The organism is Cytobacillus spartinae (genome assembly GCF_042865285.1).
In the GTDB taxonomy this organism is placed as follows: Bacteria; Bacillota; Bacilli; order Bacillales; family Cytobacillaceae; genus Robertmurraya_A; species Robertmurraya_A spartinae.
The window spans coordinates 1-25656 of the sequence record NZ_JBIACK010000005.1; the positions used below are offsets into that span (position 1 = coordinate 1).

Genomic DNA, 25656 nt, shown 5'->3' on the forward strand with positions numbered 1-25656 from the left:
TCAAGATGAGATTTCCCATAGCGCAAGCTAGTAAGATCCCTGAAAGATGATCAGGTTGATAGGTCAGAGGTGGAAGCGCGGTGACGTGTGGAGCTGACTGATACTAATCGATCGAGGACTTAACCAAATTGATTACTCGACTTACTTCTTCTTCATAGCATTATCTAGTTTTGAGGGAATAAAGTTTTTTGACGCTAGTCAAAATAACTCTCCTTATATTCACGTAAGTGAACATAAGTTTCTCAATTTAATAATAGTCTGGTGATGATGGCGAGAAGGTCACACCCGTTCCCATACCGAACACGGAAGTTAAGCTTCTCAGCGCCAATGGTAGTTAGGGGCTGTCCCCTTGTGAGAGTAGGACGTCGCCAGGCAATGTAACGAGTATCTGATGAGGATACTCGTTTTTTGTGTTTTATAAAGGTTTACATTTTAATATCCATTAGAAATCAATTTTAATACAATCAATCCATCATAAACTTGCCATCTAAATTATTCTGATTTTGAGAACATCGAAAACATCATTTATTTCAAAATTTTCTAACATATATAATAGGAAGAAACTAGATATAAATATTGGAAGTAATTAATTTGTTTCATTCGCTTGATATAAGGTAAATAATATAAAAAATACTATGCTTCATTTATATACCAATATAAACTCATTCAAAAAGGTTCGCAAAATGCGGTTTTTTCTGTACAATAGGGAATTACATACTTGTTTTTACTGGAGTTAAAAAGGTTTTTTATCTCTGGTTATTTGTATACGAAAACAGGTCTCTTAATAACTCTATATAAGTAAGGCTAAGGTTATATGATTAGAGGCCTCATATTAGAGGGGGGAATATTTATGTTAGAAAATAGTCTTGTGATGATTGCCATCATTTTGATTATAAATATCGTTTATGTCTCTTTTTTTACAATAAGAATGATTCTTACCTTAAAAGGGCAGAGATATTTAGCGGCTTTTCTTAGCATGATTGAAGTGGTTATTTATGTAATAGGTTTAGGTCTAGTGTTAGACAACCTCAACAAAATAGAAAATTTAATCGCGTATGCAGTAGGATATGGTATTGGTGTTATTGTTGGGATGAAAATTGAAGAGAAGTTAGCTCTTGGATATATTACAGTAAATGTAATTACAAAAGAATATGATAAGAATTTACCGAAAATTTTAAGAGATAAAGGCTATGGGGTAACGAATTGGGCGGCAAATGGATTAGAAGGTGACCGCATGGCTATGCAGATTTTAACCCCGAGAAAATATGAACTGAAACTATATAACACGATAAAGGAACTAGATCCGAAAGCATTTATTATTGCATATGAGCCAAAAACTATTCATGGAGGCTTCTGGGTGAAATCAGTTAAGAAAGGAAAATTATTTTCATGAGTAAAGGAAATAAGAAAGTATTTGAAGTGCTTGAAAATGAAACGATTAGCCAATGTATGGATCGAATCCAAAGTGAGGGATATACTCCATTTAGAAGGACTGAAAAGCCCATTTTTAAAGAAATAATGAATGGGGATACAGTTTCATATGAACCGATTGGTAGACAGATTCTTTTTGAAGCCAAAAAGAATGATTAAGTAAAATCCGAACATTAAATTGTCTGAAAATGATAAACGTTCGATTTTTGTGTTGACATAGAATGTTCACAGTTGTTAAGATGAATATGGTGATAACAGATACGTTTAATTAAATACCCTCATATATAATGGGAATATGGCCCATAAGTTTCTACCCGATATCCGTAAAATATCGGACTATGAGGGAAAGTAGATATGGCCCGGACTAGTCCTTTTTGTGGGTTTCTACATAAAAAGGTAACCGTAAACATTTAAGCCCGGACAGATTGCTTTCTCTTATAGAGGGAACAGTCTGTCCGGGCTTTTTAATTTAGAATAAAGATAGCACATAAGTAAAGATCTGGAGGGAGAATATGACAACTCAAGTTGCCATCATAATGGGGAGTAAGTCTGATTGGGAAACAATGAAGCATGCTTGTGAAGTGCTTGATAAATTAGAGGTAAATTATGAAAAGAAAGTAGTTTCTGCTCATCGAACCCCGGATCTAATGTTTGAATTTGCGGAAAATGCCAGAGGTCGTGGCATTAAAGTAATCATAGCAGGTGCAGGGGGAGCAGCGCATTTACCAGGTATGGTAGCAGCTAAAACAACTCTTCCAGTTATCGGTGTCCCGGTTCAATCAAAGGCTTTAAATGGATTGGATTCTTTGCTTTCAATCGTTCAAATGCCTGGCGGGGTGCCAGTTGCGACGGTTGCTATTGGGAAAGCTGGTGCGACGAATGCTGGGTTGCTAGCGGCTCAAATACTTGGTGCGTTTGATGAAGAAATAGCCTTAAAGTTAGAGAGTATGAGAGAAGATACAAAAAACGCCGTCTTAGAAAGTAGTGATGAACTTGTCTAGTAAAGTCATTTTACCAGGGCAAACAATTGGAATTATAGGCGGAGGACAATTAGGAAGAATGATGGCTCTAGCTGCAAAAGCACAGGGGTTCAGGATTGCTGTCCTAGATCCAGTGGAGGATTCTCCATGTGGTCAAGTATCTGATATTAAAATTATCGGCGATTATCATGATATAGAAGCCATTAAGCAACTTTCGGAAGCAAGTGATGTCATCACATACGAGTTTGAAAATATTGATGCTCAAGCTCTTCAGTGGCTGTATGAACATGCATATGTTCCTCAAGGAACGAAGCTTTTAGAAATAACTCAGAACCGGATAACTGAAAAGGCAGCAATTGAACGTGCAGGTGTTGAAGTTGCACCTTATGCAGTGATCGAAACGGTGGAAGATATATATGACTCCATTTCAACATTAGGTTACCCTTCCGTATTAAAGACAGCACGTGGTGGCTACGACGGAAAAGGTCAACTCGTTATAAAATCGGAGCAGGATATTTTTAAAGGTGAAGAGCTTTTGAAAAAAGGAATCTGTGTGCTTGAAAAATGGATTCCATTTGATAAAGAAATTTCAGTCATTGTTGTACGAAACTCATCTGGTCAGACTGAAGTATTCCCTGTAGGAGAGAATATTCATAAAGACAATATTCTTCATCAAACGATCGTTCCTGCAAGAATTAAGGAAGATGAGAAAGACAAAGCTATTAGCATGGCAAAACAAATAGCTGAAGCACTTGGTCTAGTGGGTACATTAGCTGTTGAGATGTTCCTAACTAAAGATAGTGATATATATATAAACGAACTGGCACCAAGACCACATAACTCAGGTCATTACTCAATTGAAGCTTGCGAGACTTCTCAGTTTGAACAGCATATACGTGCTGTATGTAATTGGCCATTAGGAAGTACTGAATTATTAAAGCCGGTCGTAATGGTTAATGTACTAGGAGAACATCAACAGGATTTAATAGACAATGTTCCAACTACTCCAAATTGGAAGATCCACTTGTACGGTAAAAAAGAGGCAAAAGTAAAAAGAAAAATGGGTCATGTTACTGTATTAACGAACTCTATAGAAGACACACTTGCCGAAATAGAAAACAGTCAGATTTGGGAAAATGTGAAGGAAAAGATCGGGGGATAAAAGATGATTGAACGTTATACACGCCCAGAAATGGGAGCGATTTGGACAGAGGAAAACAAATTCAAAGCTTGGTTAGAGGTTGAAATTTTAGCATGTGAAGCTTGGGTAGAACTAGGTGATATTCCAAGAGAAGATGTACAAAAAATTCGTGAAAATGCTTCTTTTGATATAAACCGTATTAAGGAAATTGAAGAAGAAACAAGACATGACGTTATTGCATTTACGAGAGCCGTTTCAGAAACACTTGGAGAAGAAAGAAAATGGGTACACTACGGGCTAACTTCTACAGATGTTGTTGATACAGCCCTTTCATACTTAATTAAACAAGCAAACGAAATTTTATTAAACGACATTGAGAACTTCGTTGAAATATTAAAAAATAAAGCTCAAGAACATAAATATACCGTTATGATGGGTCGTACACATGGAGTACATGCAGAGCCAACTACTTTCGGATTAAAGCTTGGTTTATGGTACGAGGAAATGAAGCGTAATCTTGAGCGCTTTAAACACGCTGCAGCAGGTATTGAGTTTGGAAAAATGTCAGGTGCAGTTGGAACATATGCGAACATTGATCCATTTGTTGAGAAGTATGTATGTGAGAAATTAGGGATTCAACCAGCTCCAATCTCAACTCAAACACTTCAACGTGATCGTCATGCACATTACATGTCGACACTTGCATTAATTGCGTCTTCTATAGAGAAATTTGCTGTCGAAATTCGCGGATTACAGAAGAGTGAAACTCGTGAAGTGGAAGAGTTTTTTGCTAAAGGACAAAAAGGCTCATCCGCAATGCCGCATAAGCGTAATCCAATCGGCTCTGAAAACATGACAGGACTTGCTCGTGTTATCCGTGGTTATATGTTAACAGCTTATGAGAACGTTCCATTATGGCATGAAAGAGATATTTCACACTCTTCTGCTGAAAGAATTATCATCCCTGATGCAACAATCGCTCTAAATTATATGCTAAACCGTTTTGGTAACATCGTTAAAAATTTAACGGTATTCCCAGAGAATATGAAGCGCAATATGGACCGTACGTTTGGAATCATCTACTCACAACGAGTGTTACTTGCTCTAATCGACAAAGGGCTTACTCGTGAAGAGGCTTATGATACCGTTCAGCCAAAAGCAATGGAAGCTTGGGAAACACAAGTTCATTTCCGTAACATCATTGAAGCTGATGAGAAGATTACATCAAAGCTTTCACCAGCTGAAATTGAAGAATGCTTTGATTATAACTACCACATTAAACACGTAGATACAGTTTTCGAAAGACTTGGTCTTTAAAAAGTGTCGGGCTAATTGAGCCCGACATCATTGATGTAACTATTCCCAATAAGGAGGCTCTCTTAGTCCATGGAAAAAGGAGCGTTATTGTACGAAGGAAAAGCAAAAAGTGTGTATTTAACAGACGATGAAAATGTTGTGTGGATTGAGTATAAAGATTCAGCTACGGCGTTCAATGGTGAAAAGAAAGCTGAAATCACGGGTAAAGGCCGTTTGAATAACCAAATTACTAGTTTAATATTTTCAAAGTTACACAATGAAGGCGTGCCTTCACATTTCATCCAACAACTTTCTGAAACAGAGCAACTTGTTAAAAAGGTTTCTATCATTCCATTAGAAACAGTTGTTAGAAATGTTGCTGCTGGAAGCTTTTCAAAAAGATTGGGAGTAGAAGAGGGGCAACGTCTTTCGAAGCCGTTAATAGAATTCTACTTAAAAAATGATGATTTAGGCGATCCTCTTTTAACAGATGATCAAATAGATGTCCTTGAGCTTGCTACGAAAGAAGAAGTTGCTGTTCTAAAGGAAAAAGCATTGAAAGTTAATGAAGTATTAACAAGCTTTTTTAAAGAATTAGGGATTCAGCTAACAGATTTCAAACTGGAGTTTGGTAAAGATGAATCTGGCGAAATTCTATTAGCAGATGAGATTTCACCTGACACATGCCGTTTGTGGGATATGGAAACAAATGCAAAGCTAGATAAAGATGTATTCCGTAGAGATTTAGGTAATTTAACAGAAGCTTACGAAAATATTTTACAAAGACTTGGAGGCCCTTCACATGTATAAAGTTAAAGTTTATGTAACATTAAGAGAAAGCGTTTTAGATCCACAAGGAACAGTCGTTAAGAACTCTTTACACACTTTAAATTTCAATGAAGTTTCTGATGTTCGTATTGGTAAGTATATGGAGTTAACGATTGAGAAATCGGATCGTAACGTGGAAGATGTTGTAAGGGAAGCATGTGAAAAAATCTTAGCTAACACGGTTATTGAAGACTATCGCTTTGAGATAGAGGAGTGTGTTTCACAGTGAAATTTGCTGTAGTGGTATTCCCAGGGTCGAACTGTGACATTGATATGTTTCATGCGATTAAGGATGAATTAGGCGAAGAAGTAGAATATGTTTGGCATGATGTTAAGAACCTAGATGAATTCGACGGTATTCTTTTACCTGGTGGATTCTCTTACGGAGATTACTTGCGTTCAGGCGCAATTGCTCGTTTCAGTAATGTTATGCAAGAGGTTGTGAAGGCTGCTGAAGCTGGGAAGCCTGTTCTTGGAGTTTGTAACGGGTTTCAAATTCTACTTGAATCTGGATTGCTACCAGGGGCAATGAGACGTAATGAAAGCTTAAAATTTATTTGTAAGCCAGTTCAATTAAAAGTTGAAAATAACGAAACGATGTTTTCGTCAGAATATAGCCAAGGTGAAGTAATTATGATTCCGATTGCACATGGAGAAGGTAATTACTACTGCGATCAAGAAACTTTACAACAGTTAAAAGACAACAATCAAATTGTTTTCACTTATGATAACAATCCAAACGGAAGTTTAGAAAATATTGCAGGTATCGTGAACGAAAAGGGTAATGTCCTTGGAATGATGCCTCACCCAGAAAGAGCAGTTGATGAGCTTTTAGGTGGAGCAGACGGTCTTAAACTTTTCAAATCTATCGTAAAACAATGGAGGGAAGCAAATGTCATTAATGCTTGAGCCAAATCCAGAACAGATTAAAGCAGAAAAAATATATCAGCAAATGGGTCTTTCCGATGATGAATTTGCGATGGTTGAAAAAATTCTAGGTCGTACACCAAACTATACAGAAACAGGTTTGTTCTCTGTTATGTGGTCTGAACATTGCAGCTATAAAAACTCAAAGCCTGTATTAAGAAAATTCCCTACTACTGGAGAAAGAGTTCTTCAAGGACCAGGAGAAGGCGCTGGAATCGTTGATATTGGTGACGAGCAAGCAGTTGTTTTTAAAATTGAAAGCCATAACCACCCTTCTGCAATTGAGCCTTATCAAGGTGCAGCAACTGGTGTAGGTGGGATTATCCGTGACGTATTCTCGATGGGAGCAAGACCTATTGCTCTTTTAAACTCACTACGTTTTGGAGAATTAGATTCTTCAGCTCGTGTGAAATATCTTTTTAAAGAAGTAGTAGCTGGGATTGCTGGTTACGGTAACTGCATCGGTATTCCAACTGTTGGTGGAGAAGTTCAATTCGATGCTGCTTATGAAGGTAATCCATTAGTTAACGCAATGTGTGTGGGATTAATTGATCATAAAGATATTAAAAAAGGTCAAGCACACGGTGTTGGAAATACAGTTATGTACGTTGGTGCAAAAACGGGTCGTGATGGAATTCACGGTGCAACATTTGCTTCTGAGGAGCTAACAGAACAATCCGATGAGAAGCGTCCAGCAGTTCAAGTAGGCGATCCATTTATGGAGAAGCTTTTACTAGAAGCTTGCTTAGAGCTAGTTCAATCTGATGCATTAGTAGGAATTCAAGACATGGGTGCAGCTGGACTAACAAGTTCATCTGCAGAGATGGCAAGTAAAGCTGGATCGGGTATCGAAATGAACCTAGACCTTGTTCCTCAGCGTGAAAGAGGAATGACTGCATACGAAATGATGCTATCAGAATCTCAAGAGCGTATGTTAATCGTTGTAAAAAAAGGAAGAGAGCAAGAAATCGTTGATTTGTTCTCTAAATATGATTTAGAAGCAGTAGCTATTGGTGTTGTAACAGACGATAAAATGCTTCGCTTAGTACACAATGGTAAAGTAGTAGCAAACGTTCCTGCAGATGCATTAGCAGAAGATGCTCCAGTATATCATAAGCCATCAAGTGAACCTGCATATTTCCGTGAGTTCCAAGCGATGGAAAATGTTATTCCTGAAGTAGAAGACTACAACGAAACTCTTGTAAACTTATTAAAACAACCTACTATTGCAAGTAAAGAGTGGGTTTACAATCAATATGACTATATGGTTCGTACAAATACAGTTGTTTCACCAGGTTCAGATGCAGCGGTAGTTCGTATTCGTGGTACTCGTAAAGCATTAGCGATGACAACGGATTGTAACTCTCGTTATATCTATTTAGATCCAGAAACAGGTGGGAAGATTGCTGTAGCAGAAGCAGCTAGAAACATTGTTGCATCTGGGGCTGAGCCATTAGCAATTACAGACTGCTTAAACTTTGGTAACCCTGAAAAACCAGAAATCTTTTGGCAGTTCGAAAAAGCGGTTGATGGAATGAGTGCAGCATGCCGTGGATTAAACACACCAGTTATTGGTGGAAACGTATCGCTTTACAACGAAACGAATGGAACGGCTGTTTATCCAACCCCGGTAGTTGGGATGGTCGGTTTAGTTCAAGATTTAGATCATGTTACGACACAAAACTTTAAAAACGAAGGAGACCTAATTTATCTTTTAGGTGAAACAAAAGATGAATTTGGTGGTAGTGAGCTTCAAAAATTAACTTACGGTAGAATTTTTGGAAAAGCACCAGAGTTAAATGTTGAAGTAGAAGCAAAGCATCAAGGTCAAGTACTAGGCGCTATCCGTGCAGGTGTTGTGGCTTCAGCTCATGATTTAGCAGAAGGTGGTCTAGCGGTTGCGTTAGCTGAAAGTTTAATTGGTAGCGAAGGTTTAGGAGCAGAGGTAACGGTTGATGGAAACAATGTCTCTGCACTTTTTAGTGAAACACAATCTCGCTTCTTATTAACAGTGAAAAAAGAAGATCAAGAGCAATTTGAAAGTTTAGTAGATGCAAAGCTTATTGGAACAGTTATTGAAACACCAGTTCTTCGAATTTCTTCAGAACAAGGAACTCTAGTAGAACAACAAGTAGAAGAAATGAAGAATGCTTGGAAAGGAGCTATTCCATGCTTGCTGAGTTAAGGGGTTTAAACGAAGAGTGTGGAATATTTGGGGTTTGGGGGCATCCTAATGCCTCCCAGATTACTTATTATGGTCTACACAGCTTGCAGCATCGTGGCCAAGAAGGTACTGGAATGGTAGTAACAGATGGGGAAAAGCTTAAAGGCCTTAAAGGGGAAGGTCTTGTAGCTGAAATTTTCTCTGCTGAAGCAATCCAGGAACTTGTAGGTAAAGCAGCTATTGGTCACGTAAGGTATGCTACAGCTGGTGGAAGTGGCTATGAAAATGTTCAGCCATTACTATTCCACTCTCAAACTGGTAGTCTAGCACTTGCCCACAACGGGAATCTTGTGAATGCAACAGCTTTAAAACATCAGCTTGAAGGTCAAGGTAGCATTTTTCAAACAAGTTCAGATACAGAGGTACTAGCTCACTTAATTAAACGTGGTGGATCAGCCTCTCTTAAAGACCGTGTGAAAAATGCACTATCCATGTTAAAAGGTGCTTATGCATTTTTAATCATGACAGAAACAGAGCTTATGGTGGCTTTAGATCCTAATGGAATGCGTCCACTTTCAATTGGAAAGCTTGGAGATGCTTATGTCATCGCTTCTGAAACCTGTGCATTAGATGTAGTCGGTGCAGAGTTTGTTCGTGACGTAATTGCAGGGGAATTAGTCATTATTAATGATGAAGGCATCCAATCTGAAATGTATTCGATTGCCTCTAACCAAGCCATGTGTACGATGGAATATGTATATTTCTCTCGTCCAGATAGCAATATCCAAGGCATTAATGTCCATACAGCTAGAAAGAACTTAGGTAAAAGACTTGCGATGGAAGCTCCGATTGAGGCTGATGTTGTAACAGGTGTTCCGGATTCAAGTATCTCCGCAGCGATCGGATATGCAGAAGCTTCTGGAATTCCATATGAAATGGGATTAATTAAAAATAGATATGTTGGTAGAACATTTATCCAACCTTCTCAATCACTAAGGGAACAGGGAGTGAAAATGAAGCTTTCTCCTGTACGTGGTGTTGTTGAAGGCAAACGAGTAATCATGGTTGATGACTCCATTGTACGAGGAACAACAAGTCGTCGCATCGTTAACATGTTAAAAGATGCTGGTGCGCTTGAAGTGCATGTGGTGATTAGCTCACCGCCTATCACACATCCTTGTTTCTATGGAATTGATACATCTACTAAGGAAGAATTAATTGCTTCTAATCATTCAGTAGAAGAGATAAGACAATTAATTGGTGCGGATACATTAACCTTCCTAAGTGTTGAAGGCATGAATGAAGCAATCGGAAGAGACAGCCAGGATGAAAATTGTGGTCAATGTTTAGCTTGTTTTACAGGTAAATATCCAACAGAAATTTATCCGAGCACACTTCATCCGTATGAAAAGGTTTAAGAAACATTCTATTAGATGACTGAAACTTCAGGAAGCGACATTGTACTAAATCGATGTCGCTTTTCTTTTAATATGAAATATGACTATATCTATCCCTTTTATAGGAGGATTCAAATGGCAAACGCTTATAAACAAGCAGGTGTAAATATAGAAGCAGGGTATGAGGCTGTTTCTAGAATGAAGAAACATGTTCAAAAGACAATGCGTCCTGGAGTTATTGGTGGATTAGGCGGATTTGGTGGAATGTTTGATCTTTCGGCACTTAACCTTAAGGAGCCCGTATTAGTTTCTGGAACAGACGGTGTTGGAACAAAGTTAATGCTAGCTTTTATGATGGATCAACACGATACAATCGGCATTGATGCTGTAGCAATGTGTGTAAATGATATTGTTGTACAAGGTGCAGAACCCATTTACTTCTTAGACTATATTGCTTGTGGAAAGGCAGAACCCAGCAAAATTGAAGCAATTGTAAAAGGAATTGCTGACGGCTGTGAGCAAGCAGGCTGTGCTTTAGTTGGTGGAGAAACAGCAGAAATGCCAGGAATGTATAGTGAAGAAGAATATGACTTAGCTGGATTTGCTGTAGGAGCATGTGAAAAATCAGCGATTATTACAGGCGAAACGATTAAAGCTGGTGATGTATTAATTGGTCTAGCTTCAAGTGGGATTCATAGCAATGGTTATTCTTTAGTGAGAAAAATCTTCTTCGAAAATGCGAACATGGCTTTAACAGATCATGTTGAAGAACTAGGGTGTACGCTTGGTGAGGAACTTCTACGTCCGACGAAAATCTATGTGAAATCTATTTTAGGGGCATTAAAGAAGTTTGAAATTAAGGGAATGGCTCATATTACTGGTGGAGGATTCATTGAAAACGTTCCACGTATGCTGCCTGAAGGACTTGGAGCGGAATTAGATGAAAACAGCTGGACAGTCCCACCTGTATTTACTCTAATGGAGAAATTAGGCGAACTAGACCGCAAAGAAATGTACAATATCTTTAATATGGGAACAGGTATGGTTGTAGCAGTAGACGAAAGTATTGCACAGGAAGTTATTCATTACTTCAACGAGAATGGCGAAAAAGCTTATCAAATTGGAGTTGTCTCCAATGAAGAAGGCGTTAAGATCAACGGGTAAATTTTTTCACACGGAGGAAGATTATGAAGAATATCGCCGTTTTTGCTTCCGGTAGTGGTAGTAATTTTCAGGCTATTATAGATGCAGTTAAAAATGGAGAACTAGAAGCTAATATTAGTCTTTTGGTTAGTGATAAAGTGGGTGCTTTTGCTATCGAGCGTGCAAAGGGTGAAGGCATTCCATTCTTCGCTTTTACTGCAAAAGAATATGCTAACAAAGAAGAATATGAAGCTGAAATCTTAAAAGAACTTAAAGATAAAGAAATAGATTTTATTATTCTAGCTGGCTATATGAGGTTGATTGGGTCCACTCTTTTAACAGAATTTGAAGGCAAAATTATTAATATCCATCCTTCGTTACTTCCAGCTTTTCCTGGGAAGGATGCTATTGGCCAAGCACTTGATGCAAAAGTCAAGGTAAGCGGAGTTACGGTTCATTATGTTGATGCTGGTATGGACACTGGCCCCATTATAGCGCAAAAACCAGTGGAAATTAGTGAAGTTGAAACAAAAGAAAGTCTACAAGCTAAAATTCATAGTATCGAACACGAGCTTTATCCAGCAGTTATTCAGAAGATTTTACAATCGTAAGGAGGCAATTTCTAATGAAAAAGCGTGCTTTAATTAGCGTATCAGATAAAAATGGCGTTGCTGAATTTGCAAAGCAAATAAGTGAACTTGGATTTGAAATTATTTCGACAGGTGGCACGAAAAAGATGCTACAAGAGAATGGAATTCCAGTGATGGGCGTAAGTGATGTAACTGGTTTTCCTGAAATCCTTGAAGGTCGTGTAAAAACATTAAATCCTATGATTCATGGTGGGTTACTTGCAAAGTTCTCTGAGGAAAGTCATATTAATCAGCTTGCTGAACACAATATTGATCCAATTCAACTTGTGTGCGTAAACCTATATCCTTTCCAACAAACGATTGCTAAGCCTGATGTGACAGTAGAAGATGCGATTGAAAATATCGATATTGGTGGTCCTACGATGCTTCGTGCTTCTGCAAAGAATCACGAATATGTAACAGTTGTAGTTGATCCTACCGATTATGAAGTAGTGCTTGAACAGCTTAAAGCAAACGGCAATGTTGAAAAAGAAACTCGCCGTAAGCTTGCTGCGAAAGTATTCCGTCACACAGCAGCATATGATGCGATGATTGCTGAATATATGACAGATTTAGCACAGGAAGAAACACCTGAAAAATTAACAGTGACTTATGAGCTTAATCAATCATTACGTTATGGAGAGAATCCTCATCAAAAAGCAGCATTTTACCGTAAGCCATTAGGATCTACATTCTCGATTGCAAATGCTACTCAGCTTCATGGTAAAGAGCTTTCATACAACAACATAAATGACGCTGATGCAGCATTACAAATTGTGAAAGAGTTCAAGGAACCAGCAGCTTTAGCTGTAAAGCATATGAACCCTTGTGGAGTTGGAACTGGCGAGGATGTATTTGGTGCTTTTACTAAGGCATTTGAAGCAGACCCTGTTTCTATTTTCGGTGGTATTATTGCTCTTAACCGCGAAGTAGATAAGCAAACTGCTGAAAAATTACATGAAATCTTCTTAGAAATTATTATTGCTCCTTCATACTCAGAAGAGGCATTAGCTATCCTAACAGGCAAAAAGAATATCCGACTTCTAACCATTCCATTTGATCAAGGTCAAAAAGTAGAATCAAAATTAACGTCTATTGAAGGCGGATTGTTAGTTCAAGATCAAGACCGTTATACATTTGAAGATGCAACGATTACGGTTCCGACAAAAAGAGAGCCATCTGAGGAAGAATGGCAAGCTTTAAAGCTTGGTTGGAAGGTTGTTAAGCATGTTAAATCAAATGCGATTGTTGTAAACGATAAGGATATGACTCTTGGAATCGGTGCTGGTCAAATGAACCGTGTTGGTGCTGCAAAGATTGCCCTTGAACAAGCGGGTGAAAAATCAAACGGTGCCGTTTTAGCATCTGATGCTTTCTTCCCAATGGATGATACGGTAGAAGCAGCAGCAAAAGCAGGAATTACAGCAATTATTCAGCCTGGTGGATCCATTCGTGATGAAGACTCTATTAAAAAGGCAGACGAATATGGAATTGCTATGGTGTTTACAGGAGTAAGACACTTTAAACATTAAGATTCGGAGGTTGAATAAATGAATGTACTAGTGGTTGGCCGTGGTGGACGTGAGCACGCGATTTGTAGAAAAGTAAGTGAAAGTCCGCAAGTGTCAAAAGTATTTGTTGCTCCTGGTAATGCTGGAATGGTCGATGTAGCAGAGCGATTAGCTATTGGTGAAAATGAACAGGAAAAATTGCTACAGTTTGCTAAAGAGAATCAAGTTGGCTTAACCATCATTGGTCCAGAAGTTCCGTTACTAGAAGGATTAGCAGATCGTTTTCAAGAAGCTAATATGTTGGTTTTCGGTCCTAATCAGAAAGCAGCTGAAATTGAAGGTAGCAAATCTTTTGCAAAAGATATAATGAAGAAATACAGCATTTCTACGGCTGAGTTTGAGGTTTTTACTGACTATGAAAAAGCTAAAGCCTATGTTGAGTTAAAGGGTGCTCCAATCGTTATTAAAGCTGATGGCCTTGCTGCTGGTAAAGGTGTTACAGTTGCGATGACAATGGACGAGGCGATAACAAGCTTAAAAGAAATGATGTTGGAATCAAAGTTCGGAGAAGCTTCTTCAACGGTTGTAGTTGAACAGTTTTTAGCAGGAGAAGAGTTCTCTTTAATGGCTTTTGTAAATGGAGAAAATGTTACTCCTCTAGAGATTGCCCAAGATCATAAACGTGCATATGACAATGATAAAGGCCCTAATACAGGTGGAATGGGTGCATATTCTCCAGTAGTTCATATTGGAGATGCAGTAGTACAGACAGCCATCGAAACTATATTAAAACCGACAGCAAAAGCACTTGTTCAAGAAGGAAGAAGCTTCTGTGGTATTTTATATGCTGGATTAATTAGCACAGAAGATGGTCCTAAGGTTATTGAATTTAATGCTAGATTTGGTGATCCAGAAACCCAAGTCATCTTACCTAGAATGAAGTCAGACTTAGTAGAAGTAATGAAATCTGTATTGGAAGGTAAGACCCCCACAATAGAATGGGATCCGCAACCAATGGTCGGAGTTGTGGTTGCATCAAATGGATATCCTGAAAGCTATGATAAGGGTGCAGTTTTAAAAGACCTTGAGCTAGTTGCTCAGGAAGCTTTTGTTTTTCATGCAGGAACGAAGAAAAACGAAGCAGGAGAATTTATAACAGATGGTGGCCGAGTCCTTTTAGTAGGGGTAAAGGCATCCACTTTAGAGGATGCACAAAAGAAAGTATATAAAGAGCTCCAAAGCTTAGATTGTGATGGGGTTTTCTACCGAAATGATATTGGGCATAGGGCGATTAAGTTATCTAGTACTTCGCTTATTTGATCGACGCATATAGGCATAGATAATTGCTACAATACTTCCAATAACTGTTACTAAAATAAAAGACATATCACTAACGTATTCCCAAAACAATATATCCATCTCCTTTTTAGATTGATCACCCCCTTTATTAGAAGGGGGTGTATTTCTGTCAAACAAATATTAAGTCGGATTATAAGGAATCATTTGATCTTCAACTTGCTTATTTTCACCATCGTTATTAGGTTGATTTTGATTTTGCATCATTTCTTGGCTTCTTTCAAAGAGTGCGGTTACAGGGCAGAATCGAACAATCCCTTCTCCTACTTTCATGGCACCCATCATGGCAGCGATAATATAAGATTCGCGCCAAGGACGTTTTACCAGCTTAGCTGTGCTCCATGCTAAAATGGTGAACCCGCATGTAATTCGAATTAAAGCATTAAGGATTCCAATGTTAGGCTTAACATTCATTTCGAACACTCCTTTTTTAAGAAATTAAGTAGAATCTTTTGCTTTTCTTTAATGCGTTAAATAATGAAATATGGTACTATATATAGAAACCCATGTAAGGGTTTTCTTTTTTAAAAAATTTTATATATCCTGCTTTCATCAGTTTCCTCGTATGCAAATCTAGGGGTAAACAAAAAACATAGTAAATTTATCGGATTAACTTAAATATATATAAGTCATACAGAGGCTCTTTTCGTAAATTTGTTGTTATTAAGTGCTATTTACTGCTTCTAAACGGATTGTGGTGTCTACTGTATTTAAGGAAGAATAGATGCCATGAAGCAGCATCGATTTCGTGTTTGAGACAAAATACGAATAACGACATTCTATATGAGAAAATAACCTATACAACTGATAAGAAGGAGGGGGAGCATAGTGCTGGAACAGCGTTACCGTTGGAAAAACAAGCACATACGTGAACACGTTTCAATTCTAGACGGGAAACTTTCACCAACCATACTTTTAAAGAATGCTCGATACTTAAACCAAACATTCCGTAAATGGATGACAGCTAATATTTGGATTTATAAAGACCGTATTGTATATGTAGGCGAAATGTTACCAGAAAACATAGATGAAAACTGTGAAGTAGTGGACTGTCATGGATTACATCTAGTTCCGGGCTATATTGAACCCCATGCCCACCCGTTTCAATTATATAATCCCCATTCGTTAGCTTCGTATGCATCGCAATTTGGAACGACGACACTTATTAATGATAATATGGTCCTTGTTTTGCAGTTAGAAAAAAAGAAAGCGTTTTCTTTGTTGAGCGAGATGCGTAGTATGCCCTCTACTATGTATTGGTGGTGTCGATTTGATGCTCAGACTGAAATTCAAGAGGAAGAGCTGGCATTCTCACATAGTAATATTAAATCGTGGCTCGAGCATGATGCGGTCTTACAAGGTGGAGAATTAACCGGGTGGCCTAAGCTTTTAGATGGAGATGACCTAATGCTCCACTGGGTTCAAGAGGCAAAAAGAATGAGGAAGCAAATTGAAGGTCATTTTCCAGGAGCCTCAGAAAAAACATTGGCCAAGATGATGCTTTTTGGTGCAGATTGTGATCATGAAGCGATGACTGGTAAGGAAGTCTACAATCGTCTCATGCAAGGATACACAGTTTCACTTCGGAATTCATCTATACGACCAGATTTGCCTAAGCTATTAGATGAGATACACGAGCTCGGAATTGATATGTACGATAAATTTATGTTTAATACGGATGGGTCTTCCGCTTCTTTTTATGAGCAGGGTTTAATTGATCATATGATTCGAATTGCGATTGAAAAGGGAGTACCTGTCATTGATGCTTACAACATGGGAACGATAAATGTAGCTCGATATTATAACCTTGAGTATCTACATGGCAACATTGCTACAGGTAGAGTAGCAAATATAAACTTCTTAACCGATGAAAAAAATCCAACTCCGATTTCTGTTTTAGCTAAAGGAAAATGGGTGAAGCGAGATCATAAAAAGCTGGATGAGTACAAAGATTTAAATTGGAATGAACTGGGCTTTGGTCCGTTACAATTAGATTGGGATTTAACAGTGGATGATCTTCAGTTTTCCATGCCGTTCGGGATAAAAATGGAGAATTCTGTTATTACAAAACCTTATTCAATTGCCATTGATGCTTCATTAGAAGAACTTTCTATGGAACATGATGAATGCTTTTTTATGTTAGTGGATCGTGAAGGAAAGTGGAGAATTAATACGGTTCTTAAAGGGTTTGCCAATAAGCTTTCGGGTTTAGCTAGCTCTTTTTCTAACACAGGTGATATTATTTTAATCGGAAAAAGTAAACAAGACATCTTAAATGCTTTTAATCGTATGAAAGAGATAGGTGGAGGGATTGTCATCAGTGAGGACAATCGTGTACTTCATGAGATCTCTCTTCCGTTAAAGGGAGTTATGTCAGACAAAAGGGTTGAAGACTTAATTGAAGAAGAGAAAATTTTGTTATCTCTTTTGAAAGAGAGAGGCTACCGTTTTGCAGATCCCATTTATTCGCTATTGTTTTTCTCATCCACTCACTTGCCCTATATACGTATGACTCAGCAGGGGATGTATGATGTGATGAATAAAATGGTACTCTTTCCGACGATAATGCGTTAAAATGTAAAAGAGTACTTTTCGTCTTCAAATGTTTTGTAGCTTATTACATCTAGACTAAACAGAACCTAAAATTAGTTAAACCTGTCCTAAGTCTCCTATAAAAATTATAAGGATACAATGGCTAGGACTTAATAGGTAGGCTTTTTTATAAAGACTGTTGTTTATTGATTATTTCTCTAAGCACATCCTTGGGATATAGCAAATTGTATAAGCCTTTTGGAGAACATAACTACACAGCAATACGTCTATGAAAAGAGCCATTGGGAGAGGATGGAAAGAATCCACTGAATGTTCAAGTTATAGGGGTGTAATATGCTTAAAAAATGGATCGTAGTAACAATTGTAGCAATATTTTTACTATCTGGATGTAGTAATGACAAAGAAGAAGTTGAAGAATCAAAAGAACATAAAGAGAAAAAAGTCCAAGAAGTAGTTAAAGAGGTTGAAGATATAGAATACTTGTACCACTATCCATTGTCAGGGGTAGGAATGGAGGAAGAAGCTGAAGGTAGAGCCTTTGCTGTTATGATCAATAATCATCCACAAGCGAGGCCGCAGTCAGGGATACACAAGGCAGATATTGTATACGAAGTATTAGCAGAGGGAAGTGTCACTAGATTTTTGGCAATCTTTCAAAGTGACCGTCCTGAAAATATTGGACCAGTCAGAAGCGCTCGAGATTATTATATTGATTTAGCAAAGGGGTATGAAGCACTCTATGTAGCGCATGGGTATAGTCCTAAAGCGCAGCAAATGCTATCAAGTGGATATGTAGACAATATTAACGGCATGCAGTATGACGGTACGCTATTCAAAAGATCTAGCACTAGAAAAGCGCCTCATAATTCGTATATCTCTTCTGAAAGTATCGTAAAGGGTGCCGAGAAAATCGGATACGACATGAGTGAAGCTCCATCGTCACTAGCTTTTCTAAATAAGGACGAAATTGAAAACCTTGACGGGGAATCAGCATTATCAGCAATGATCTCCTATTTTTCAGACCAAACATTTAATGTGATTTATGAATATGACGAAGAGCAAAAAAAATATAAGCGTTTTTCAAACGGTGAACAGTCGATAGATGCAGACAGCAAGGATCCAGTTTTACTAGACAATATATTTGTGGTAGAAATGGATCATCAAATTATTGATAGTGCTGGAAGAAGAGACATTAATTTAACTTCTGGAGGAAGAGCTTATTTACTTCAACTAGGAAAGTGGAATGAAGTAGAATGGCAAAATATTGATGGTAGAATCCTGCCGTTCTTAAATGGGAAAGAAATAGGATTCCTACCGGGGAAAACTTGGATTAATGTAATCCCATCAAATCCAGGTTTAGAGCAAACGGTATCATTTGAAACGGAATAATATAACAAGATTTTATAATTTAAAGGGGTATAGTATATGCAAATTGATAAATTAAGAGGGAAAGAACTTGACCAACTTTTTAAATCGGTCTTGTCGTTAAAAGATTTAGAGGAGTGCTATCGTTTTTTTGATGATTTATGTACGGTAAATGAGATTCAATCATTAGCACAACGTCTAGAAGTTGCTCGTATGCTTCGCGAAGGAAAAACGTATCACAAAATTGAAACAGAAACAGGTGCAAGTACAGCAACCATTTCACGCGTAAAACGTTGCTTAAACTATGGAAATGATGCTTATGAACTAGCTTTAGAACGTATTAAAGAACAAGAAACAAGTCCTACAGTAGAATAAATTTAAGAAACCGACGGAGCCTATCCTTCGGTTTTTCTTTTTGTTAGAGTGTTGTAAAAGGTAGCGCTAATTTCAGCGTTGTGAAGAGTGCTTGAATTCTCGTAAAAGCCTTTGAATTGCTTCGTTAATGGGTTAACTCTGTAAACGGACAAGTTAACAGGCTAATGGAAAAAAAACCTAACCATTTAGATTTTAGATTCATTTTAACAAATGCTATAATGTTGTAATGGAATAGTAGAATGGGGGAAATATGGCATGTACGATGTTCGGGAATGGCGCCATGTCTTTAAACTCGATCCAAGTAAGCCCATATCAGATGAAGACTTAGAAAGAATCTGTGAATCTGGTACGGATGCAGTCATTATTGGTGGAACGGATGGAGTAACGTTAGAGAAAGTCCTAGATCTAATGGCAAGAGTACGCCGATACACGGTACCTTGTGTGTTGGAAGTATCTAATATAGATTCTGTTACACCAGGGTTTGATCTGTTTTTCATTCCAACGGTTTTAAATAGTACAAGCACTAAGTGGATTACTGGTCTTCATCATGAAGCTATAAAAGAATATGGAGCCATAATGAACTGGGATGAGATTCTTGTTCAAGGTTATTGTATATTAAATGATGAATGCAAGGCGGCTAAGCAGACTGATGCTATTGCAAACCTAACAGAAGATGATATCGTTGCATACGCAATGATGGCTGAAAAAATGTTTCACCTGCCAATTTTTTATCTAGAGTATAGTGGGAGGTACGGGGACCCACAAGTCGTTGCTAGTGTAAAAGATGCTCTCCAACATACAAAGCTTTTTTATGGTGGTGGAATCCAAACTATAGAGCAAGCGAAGGAAATGGCTGCTTTCGCAGATGTTATTGTGGTAGGTAACTCCATATATGATGATATAGATAAAGCGTTAAAAACAGTGGAAATTAAACAGTAAACAATTGAAACGATTTTTATAAAAGATTACAATAGAAATAAGAACAAATGTTTGTATGGTGGTGAGGAATTAAGTGCAATACTTAACAGATAAATTATTGAATGGACTGAACCCTCAGCAACAGCTAGCTGTTAAAACGACAGATGGTCCGTTGCTACTGATGGCTGGGGCGGGAAGTGGAAAAACAAGAGTATTAACCCATCGGATAGCCTATTTAATGGTAGAGAAACGAGTTAATCCTTACAATATCCTAGCGATCACGTTTACCAATAAAGCTGCTAGAGAAATGAAGGATCGTATTTATAATATGATGGGTGGAGTGGCTGATGAGATATGGATTTCTACGTTCCACTCGATGTGTGTAAGAATTTTAAGAAGAGATATTGATCGGATTGGTTTTAATCGAAATTTTACCATATTAGATACGACTGACCAGCAATCGGTTATAAAGAGTATTTTAAAAGAAAAGAACTTAGATCCAAAAAAGTTTGATCCTCGTGCGATACTTGGTTCTATTAGCAGTGCGAAAAATGAGCTGATTACACCTGAAGAATATTCAAAAAATGCAGGTGGGTATTTCGACCAAGTTGTAAGTGATGTATACGAGCTATATCAAAAACGCTTACGAAAAAATCAAGCTCTGGATTTTGATGATTTAATCATGACAACGATTCAATTGTTCCAGCGTGTGCCAGAAGTTCTTGAATATTATCAGCGTAAATTCCAATACATTCATGTTGATGAGTATCAAGATACCAACAGAGCTCAGTATATGCTAGTTAAGTTTTTAGCGAACCGTTTTCAAAACTTATGTGTAGTTGGAGACTCAGATCAGTCCATTTATCGTTGGCGTGGAGCAGACATTGCTAACATTTTATCCTTTGAAAAAGATTACCCAAAGGCACAAACGATTCTGCTTGAACAAAATTATCGATCAACCAAAAGAATACTTTTTGCAGCAAACGAAGTCATTAAGAATAATCTTAACCGCAAGGCTAAAAATCTCTGGACTGATAATGATGAAGGAAATAAAATTTTCTATTACCGAGCGGACAGTGAGCAAGGGGAAGCACAATTTGTAGCGGGTAAAATTAAAGAGATGGTTGATAGTGGAAAAAGAAAGCACTCCGATATCGCCATTTTATATCGTACAAATGCTCAGTCCCGTGTAATGGAGGAAGTACTTTTAAAATCTAACATAGAGTATTCAATTGTTGGAGGAATAAAGTTCTACGATCGTAAGGAAATTAAGGATATTCTTGCTTATTTACGATTAATTTCAAATCCTGATGACGATATTAGCTTACAGCGTGTGATAAATGTGCCCAAGCGTGGGATAGGATCTAGCTCCGTTGATAAAATTGCAAACTTTGCTGCGATGCATGACTTATCTATGTATGAAGCATTACAATCAATAGACTTAATTGGTCTAAGTCCTAAAATTACAAAAGCGGCAGCAGAGTTCCAACACTTGATTAAAGGTTTTACACAAATGCAGGATTATCTGTCTGTTACCGAGCTTGTAGAAGAGGTGCTAGAGAAAACTGGATACAAAGAAATGCTAATAGCAGAAAAGTCCATTGAAGCACAAAGCCGACTTGAAAACTTAGATGAATTTTTGTCCGTAACACAGAGCTTCGAAGAAAGTAATGAAGATAAAAGTTTGGTTGGCTTCTTAACTGACTTAGCTCTAGTAGCTGATATTGATAAGCTTGATGAAGAAGGACAAAAAACTGATACGGTTGTACTTATGACGCTTCACTCCGCAAAAGGTTTAGAGTTCCCAGTAGTCTTTTTGATGGGCTTAGAGGAAGGGGTATTCCCTCACAGCCGCTCGCTTATGGAAGAAATGGAGATGGAAGAAGAAAGACGTCTTGCTTATGTAGGGATCACAAGAGCAGAAGAAGAACTTTTTATCACCAATGCTCAAATGCGTACTTTATTTGGACGCACGAATATGAACCCACCTTCTCGATTTATCAAGGAAATTCCAGAAGATCTTCTAGAGGGAATTCAACCTAGACAAAAGAGTGGATCACCTTTTGGATCGCCTACTAGACCAGCTGTAGCATCAAGAGCAGCTGTCAGTCGTCCGGTTACTACCTCTACAGGTGGAGATGAGCTTGACTGGAAAGTTGGCGATAAAGCTGCGCATGGAAAATGGGGAGTTGGAACGGTTGTTAGTGTGAAGGGTGAAGGAGAGGGTACTGAACTAGATATTGCCTTCCCAAGTCCAACAGGGATAAAACGCTTACTAGCTAAATTTGCTCCTATTAAAAAAGCTTAAATTATATGATTGAAAGGGCTGGATGTATGGACCTTCAAACGGCTGAAAAGAAAGTAAAAGAACTTCATACGTTATTAAACCAATATAATTATGAATATCATGTCCTCGACAAGCCATCTGTTCCGGATGTTGAATACGATCGCCTTGTAAAGGAGTTAAATCAGCTTGAGGAACAATACCCTGAGCTACGGACACCTGATTCCCCTACTCAACGTGTGGGGGGAGCACCTTTAGACCTTTTTGAAAAGGTTCAGCACCAAACTTCCATGTTAAGTCTAGGGAACGCCTTTAATGAACAGGATTTAAGAGACTTCGACCGCCGTATTCGACAAGTTGTTGGCGACCATTTCTCCTATGTTTGCGAGTTGAAAATTGATGGACTAGCTGTATCTCTTCGCTATGAAAATGGATTATTTGTTCAAGGGGCTACAAGAGGAGACGGTACAGTTGGAGAGGATATTACAGCTAATCTAAGAACGATTAGATCCATACCACTAAGAATAAATGATGCTGTCTCAATTGAGGTTCGAGGAGAGGCTTTTATGCCTAAGAGCTCATTTGAAGCGCTGAATAAAGTAAAAGAGGAAAAAGGTGAAGAACCTTTTGCCAATCCTCGTAATGCAGCTGCAGGATCCTTAAGACAGTTAGATCCTCGTATTGCAGCTTCAAGAAATCTAGATATTTTCCTATATAATATAGCTGATGTTGGAGAAACAGGAGTCGTTTCCCATAGTGAAGGTCTAGATTTATTGGATAAACTCGGTTTTAAAACAAACAAGGAAAGGAGACGCTGTGCAAACATTGAAGAAGTACTACAATATGTTGAAGGTTGGGGGGAGAAACGCCCAAGTCTTCCTTATGACATAGATGGAATTGTGATTAAGGTGGACTCACTAGAACAGCAACAAGAACTTGGAACAACAGCAAAAAGCCCACGCTGGGCCATTGCGTATAAATTCCCTGCAGAAGAGGTTGTCACCACTCTTAAAGCAATTGAGTTAAGTGTAGGTAGAACAGGTGTGGTAACCCCAACGGCTATATTAGAGCCTGTTCGTGTAGCTGGGACAACCGTTCAACGTGCATCGTTACACAACGAAGATTTAATCCGCGAGAAAGATATTAAAATTGGCGATCAAGTGGTTATTAAAAAGGCTGGCGATATTATCCCGGAAGTTGTAAATGTATTAGCGGACAAACGGACAGGGGACGAGCTTGATTTTCATATGCCTACTCATTGCCCAGAATGCGAAAGTGAGTTAGTTCGTTTAGATGGAGAGGTAGCATTGCGCTGTATTAACCCGAAATGTCCTGCGCAAATACGTGAAGGTCTCATTCATTTCGTTTCTAGAGATGCAATGAATATTGATGGGTTAGGTGAAAAAGTAATCAGTCAGCTTTTTGCAGAGCAGCTAATCAATGATGTTGCTGATATTTATTCGTTAACGAAAGAGCAATTGCTAGGTCTTGAGAGAATGGGTGAGAAATCAGTCAATAACCTTTTAACTGCTATAGAAGCATCTAAAGCTAACTCCCTAGAGAAGCTCCTTTTTGGACTAGGAATTCGTCATGTCGGGGCAAAAGCAGCTAAAACTTTGGCACAGCAATTTGAAACAATGGATTCTTTAGCCGATGCAACGAAGGAACAATTGATTGCAATTAATGAGATTGGTGAAAAAATGGCGGATTCGATTGTATCGTTTTTCGAACTGGAGGAAGTTTCAGAACTGATAAATGAACTAAAATTAGCTGGAGTAAACACGGCATACAAAGGACCAAAGCCTGTTTCTGCGGCAGAATCTAGCTCTATTTTTGCTGGTAAAACCATTGTTCTTACTGGGAAGCTTGAACAATTAACTAGGAATGAAGCGAAAGAGAAAATAGAAGCTTTAGGTGGAAATGTTTCAGGGAGTGTAAGTAAAAAAACAGATATACTGATTGCTGGAGAAGATGCCGGTTCCAAACTTACAAAAGCACAGGATTTAGGCATTGAGATCTGGAACGAGGAGAGACTGGTAGAAGAATTAAAAGATTAAGAGGTGTAAGGACCATGAGGAAGATCTCAATAGTCGCAATCTTAATCCTTATATTGAGTGGGTGTGCTCCTAACTTTCAAAAACAAGAGGAAGTTGTACAAAATAAGGAAGATTCGAAAGAAACAGCGATTATTCCAAAATATAAAATTTCGGACCAATATTATCGAACGATTTTACCATTCAAGCCTTCAGAAGCAAGAGGATTAGTGGTAGGGAATTTAAATACTAGGTATGACATAGATGAGCTCGAAACAGGACTTATGCGAATTGCCCAGCACAACTTTGATCCGGATAAATTCTTGTTCCAAGAAGGACAGGTTTTAGATCGAGAGACGGTTGGGCTATGGCTTAATCGACAGTATACTCCTCAACAGTTAAAAGAAAGAAACTTAACGGAAGAAGAGAATATTGGTTTAAATCCTTTAGATTCGGGTCAAGGAGATGTAAAAACTCGTAATGAGGAAAACCCGATCTATTTGGCTCATATTATTGAACATAACTATCTAGTTAACAGTGAAGGAACGGTACGTTTAGGTGGAGTAGTGATTGGGCTAGCGATGAATTCGGTCCATTACTATCAAGAAATACAGTATGGTCCAACGTTTGAAACCAAAATTGAGAGATCGGTAATGGAACGTGAAGGAAAGAAAATAGCTGATCAGGTTCTGAAGCGACTTCGAAATAGTGATAAATTAAAAGATGTACCCATTACTATTGCTTTATTTGAGCAGGCTAGCAGATCTTCGGTCGTGCCAGGAAACTTCTTTGCTTACGCCCATGCACCAAAAGGGAGTTCAAAATTGGATGGTTGGCAAACAGTCGATGAGAAGTACTTCTTATTTCCATCTCCAGAAGCAACAAATGCTCATCGGGATGATGTTACGTTCTTTTTGAATTTCAAACAAGATGTGGAAGCTTATTTCCCTAATTTTAATGGTGTCATAGGAGAAGCTTTTTATATTGGTGACCAACTCCATGACTTGAGTATTACTATTCCGATTCAATTTTATGGGAAAGCTGAAGCCGTTGGGTTTACCCAATATGTTACTGGACTAGTGATGGAGCATTTTCCAAATTATATATCAGTTGAGGTTCAAATCTCATCTGTAAACGGTCCTGAAGCACTAATTGTGAGAGAAGCTGAAGCTAACGAGCCGATGGTTCATATTTATTAATACGGAATATCAAGAAGTACCTCCAAGATTTTAACTTGGGGGTATTTTTGTGTCTTACATCTAGAGATAGTATAGAACGGGAAAAAATACCACTCATATTGTATAAAACCGTATCTTAAGGCAAAT

Annotated in this window: 23 protein-coding genes, 2 rRNA genes and 1 riboswitch; of the genes, 23 read left to right on the forward strand and 2 right to left on the reverse strand. The window is 38.1% G+C overall.

Annotation, left to right across the window (positions count from 1 at the left end):
* The 16 genes from ACFYKX_RS11885 to purD form a co-directional block, all read left to right on the forward strand.
* Positions 1-127, forward strand: a 23S ribosomal RNA gene (locus ACFYKX_RS11885); the annotation flags it as partial.
* Between the two features lie 130 nt (positions 128-257).
* Positions 258-374, forward strand: a 5S ribosomal RNA gene (gene rrf, locus ACFYKX_RS11890).
* 476 nt (positions 375-850) lie between these two features.
* Entirely contained in the window at positions 851-1393 is a 543-nt protein-coding gene (locus tag ACFYKX_RS11895) for a DUF2179 domain-containing protein (RefSeq protein ID WP_389361203.1), read from the forward strand.
* On the forward strand, positions 1390-1590 hold the full coding sequence (locus ACFYKX_RS11900) for an NETI motif-containing protein (protein ID WP_389361205.1): 201 nt from the start codon (positions 1390-1392) through the stop codon (positions 1588-1590). The genes ACFYKX_RS11895 and ACFYKX_RS11900 overlap by 4 nt, the downstream gene beginning before the upstream one ends.
* A 99-nt stretch (positions 1591-1689) precedes the next feature.
* Positions 1690-1790, forward strand: a riboswitch (purine riboswitch).
* A gap of 153 nt (positions 1791-1943) precedes the next feature.
* A complete protein-coding gene (gene purE / locus ACFYKX_RS11905; protein WP_389361207.1) occupies positions 1944-2432 on the forward strand; it encodes a 5-(carboxyamino)imidazole ribonucleotide mutase in 489 nt (162 codons plus the stop codon).
* Positions 2419-3573: a 5-(carboxyamino)imidazole ribonucleotide synthase gene (gene purK / locus ACFYKX_RS11910; RefSeq protein WP_389361209.1), complete on the forward strand. Its 1155-nt coding sequence runs from the start codon at positions 2419-2421 to the stop codon at positions 3571-3573. Before purE ends, purK begins: the two co-directional genes overlap by 14 nt.
* Before the next feature lie 3 nt (positions 3574-3576).
* Positions 3577-4869, forward strand: a complete 1293-nt coding sequence (purB, locus tag ACFYKX_RS11915; protein ID WP_389361211.1) for an adenylosuccinate lyase — start codon at positions 3577-3579, stop codon at positions 4867-4869.
* A 69-nt stretch (positions 4870-4938) separates the two neighbouring features.
* Positions 4939-5658 carry a phosphoribosylaminoimidazolesuccinocarboxamide synthase gene (purC, locus tag ACFYKX_RS11920; RefSeq protein ID WP_389361213.1) on the forward strand — a complete coding sequence of 240 codons (720 nt, stop codon included), beginning with the start codon at positions 4939-4941 and terminating at the stop codon, positions 5656-5658.
* Entirely contained in the window at positions 5651-5905 is a 255-nt protein-coding gene (purS, locus tag ACFYKX_RS11925) for a phosphoribosylformylglycinamidine synthase subunit PurS (RefSeq protein WP_389361215.1), read from the forward strand. Before purC ends, purS begins: the two co-directional genes overlap by 8 nt.
* A complete protein-coding gene (gene purQ / locus ACFYKX_RS11930) occupies positions 5902-6585 on the forward strand; it encodes a phosphoribosylformylglycinamidine synthase subunit PurQ (protein WP_389361217.1) in 684 nt (227 codons plus the stop codon). The genes purS and purQ overlap by 4 nt, the downstream gene beginning before the upstream one ends.
* Positions 6569-8788, forward strand: a complete 2220-nt coding sequence (purL, locus tag ACFYKX_RS11935; RefSeq protein WP_389361219.1) for a phosphoribosylformylglycinamidine synthase subunit PurL — start codon at positions 6569-6571, stop codon at positions 8786-8788. The genes purQ and purL overlap by 17 nt, the downstream gene beginning before the upstream one ends.
* Positions 8773-10185, forward strand: a complete 1413-nt coding sequence (gene purF, locus ACFYKX_RS11940; protein ID WP_389361221.1) for an amidophosphoribosyltransferase — start codon at positions 8773-8775, stop codon at positions 10183-10185. The genes purL and purF overlap by 16 nt, the downstream gene beginning before the upstream one ends.
* A gap of 114 nt (positions 10186-10299) precedes the next feature.
* Positions 10300-11328 (forward strand): phosphoribosylformylglycinamidine cyclo-ligase, encoded by a 1029-nt coding sequence (gene purM, locus ACFYKX_RS11945; RefSeq protein ID WP_389361223.1) that lies wholly within the window; start codon positions 10300-10302, stop codon positions 11326-11328.
* Positions 11329-11351: 23 nt separating this feature from the next.
* Entirely contained in the window at positions 11352-11918 is a 567-nt protein-coding gene (purN, locus tag ACFYKX_RS11950; protein WP_389361225.1) for a phosphoribosylglycinamide formyltransferase, read from the forward strand.
* 14 nt (positions 11919-11932) lie between these two features.
* Positions 11933-13468: a bifunctional phosphoribosylaminoimidazolecarboxamide formyltransferase/IMP cyclohydrolase gene (gene purH / locus ACFYKX_RS11955; protein WP_389361227.1), complete on the forward strand. Its 1536-nt coding sequence runs from the start codon at positions 11933-11935 to the stop codon at positions 13466-13468.
* An 18-nt stretch (positions 13469-13486) separates the two neighbouring features.
* Positions 13487-14767, forward strand: a complete 1281-nt coding sequence (gene purD / locus ACFYKX_RS11960) for a phosphoribosylamine--glycine ligase (RefSeq protein WP_389361229.1) — start codon at positions 13487-13489, stop codon at positions 14765-14767.
* Here the strand turns inward: purD and ACFYKX_RS11965 are convergent.
* Both ACFYKX_RS11965 and ACFYKX_RS11970 read right to left on the reverse strand, forming a co-directional pair.
* Positions 14744-14866, reverse strand: a complete 123-nt coding sequence (locus tag ACFYKX_RS11965) for an EYxxD motif small membrane protein (RefSeq protein WP_389361511.1) — start codon at positions 14864-14866, stop codon at positions 14744-14746. The two genes, purD and ACFYKX_RS11965, sit on opposite strands and share 24 nt — an antisense overlap.
* Positions 14867-14926: 60 nt before the next feature.
* On the reverse strand, positions 14927-15217 hold the full coding sequence (locus ACFYKX_RS11970) for a YgaP family membrane protein (protein WP_389361231.1): 291 nt from the start codon (positions 15215-15217) through the stop codon (positions 14927-14929).
* A 414-nt stretch (positions 15218-15631) separates the two neighbouring features.
* Here ACFYKX_RS11970 and ACFYKX_RS11975 point away from each other — a divergent pair, with 414 nt between their 5' ends.
* From ACFYKX_RS11975 to ACFYKX_RS12005, 7 genes are all read left to right on the forward strand, one after another.
* On the forward strand, positions 15632-17377 hold the full coding sequence (locus tag ACFYKX_RS11975; RefSeq protein ID WP_389361233.1) for an adenine deaminase C-terminal domain-containing protein: 1746 nt from the start codon (positions 15632-15634) through the stop codon (positions 17375-17377).
* 312 nt (positions 17378-17689) lie between these two features.
* Positions 17690-18745 carry a DUF3048 domain-containing protein gene (locus ACFYKX_RS11980; RefSeq protein ID WP_389361235.1) on the forward strand — a complete coding sequence of 352 codons (1056 nt, stop codon included), beginning with the start codon at positions 17690-17692 and terminating at the stop codon, positions 18743-18745.
* Positions 18746-18781: 36 nt separating this feature from the next.
* Positions 18782-19096 (forward strand): YerC/YecD family TrpR-related protein, encoded by a 315-nt coding sequence (locus ACFYKX_RS11985; RefSeq protein ID WP_389361237.1) that lies wholly within the window; start codon positions 18782-18784, stop codon positions 19094-19096.
* Positions 19097-19351: 255 nt separating this feature from the next.
* Entirely contained in the window at positions 19352-20035 is a 684-nt protein-coding gene (locus ACFYKX_RS11990) for a heptaprenylglyceryl phosphate synthase (RefSeq protein WP_389361239.1), read from the forward strand.
* Positions 20036-20108: 73 nt separating this feature from the next.
* Entirely contained in the window at positions 20109-22322 is a 2214-nt protein-coding gene (pcrA, locus tag ACFYKX_RS11995; protein WP_389361241.1) for a DNA helicase PcrA, read from the forward strand.
* A 26-nt stretch (positions 22323-22348) separates the two neighbouring features.
* Positions 22349-24355, forward strand: coding sequence for an NAD-dependent DNA ligase LigA (gene ligA, locus ACFYKX_RS12000; protein WP_389361243.1), 2007 nt, complete (start codon positions 22349-22351; stop codon positions 24353-24355).
* Between the two features lie 14 nt (positions 24356-24369).
* A complete protein-coding gene (locus ACFYKX_RS12005) occupies positions 24370-25530 on the forward strand; it encodes a CamS family sex pheromone protein (protein WP_389361245.1) in 1161 nt (386 codons plus the stop codon).
* Positions 25531-25656 lie beyond the last annotated feature (126 nt).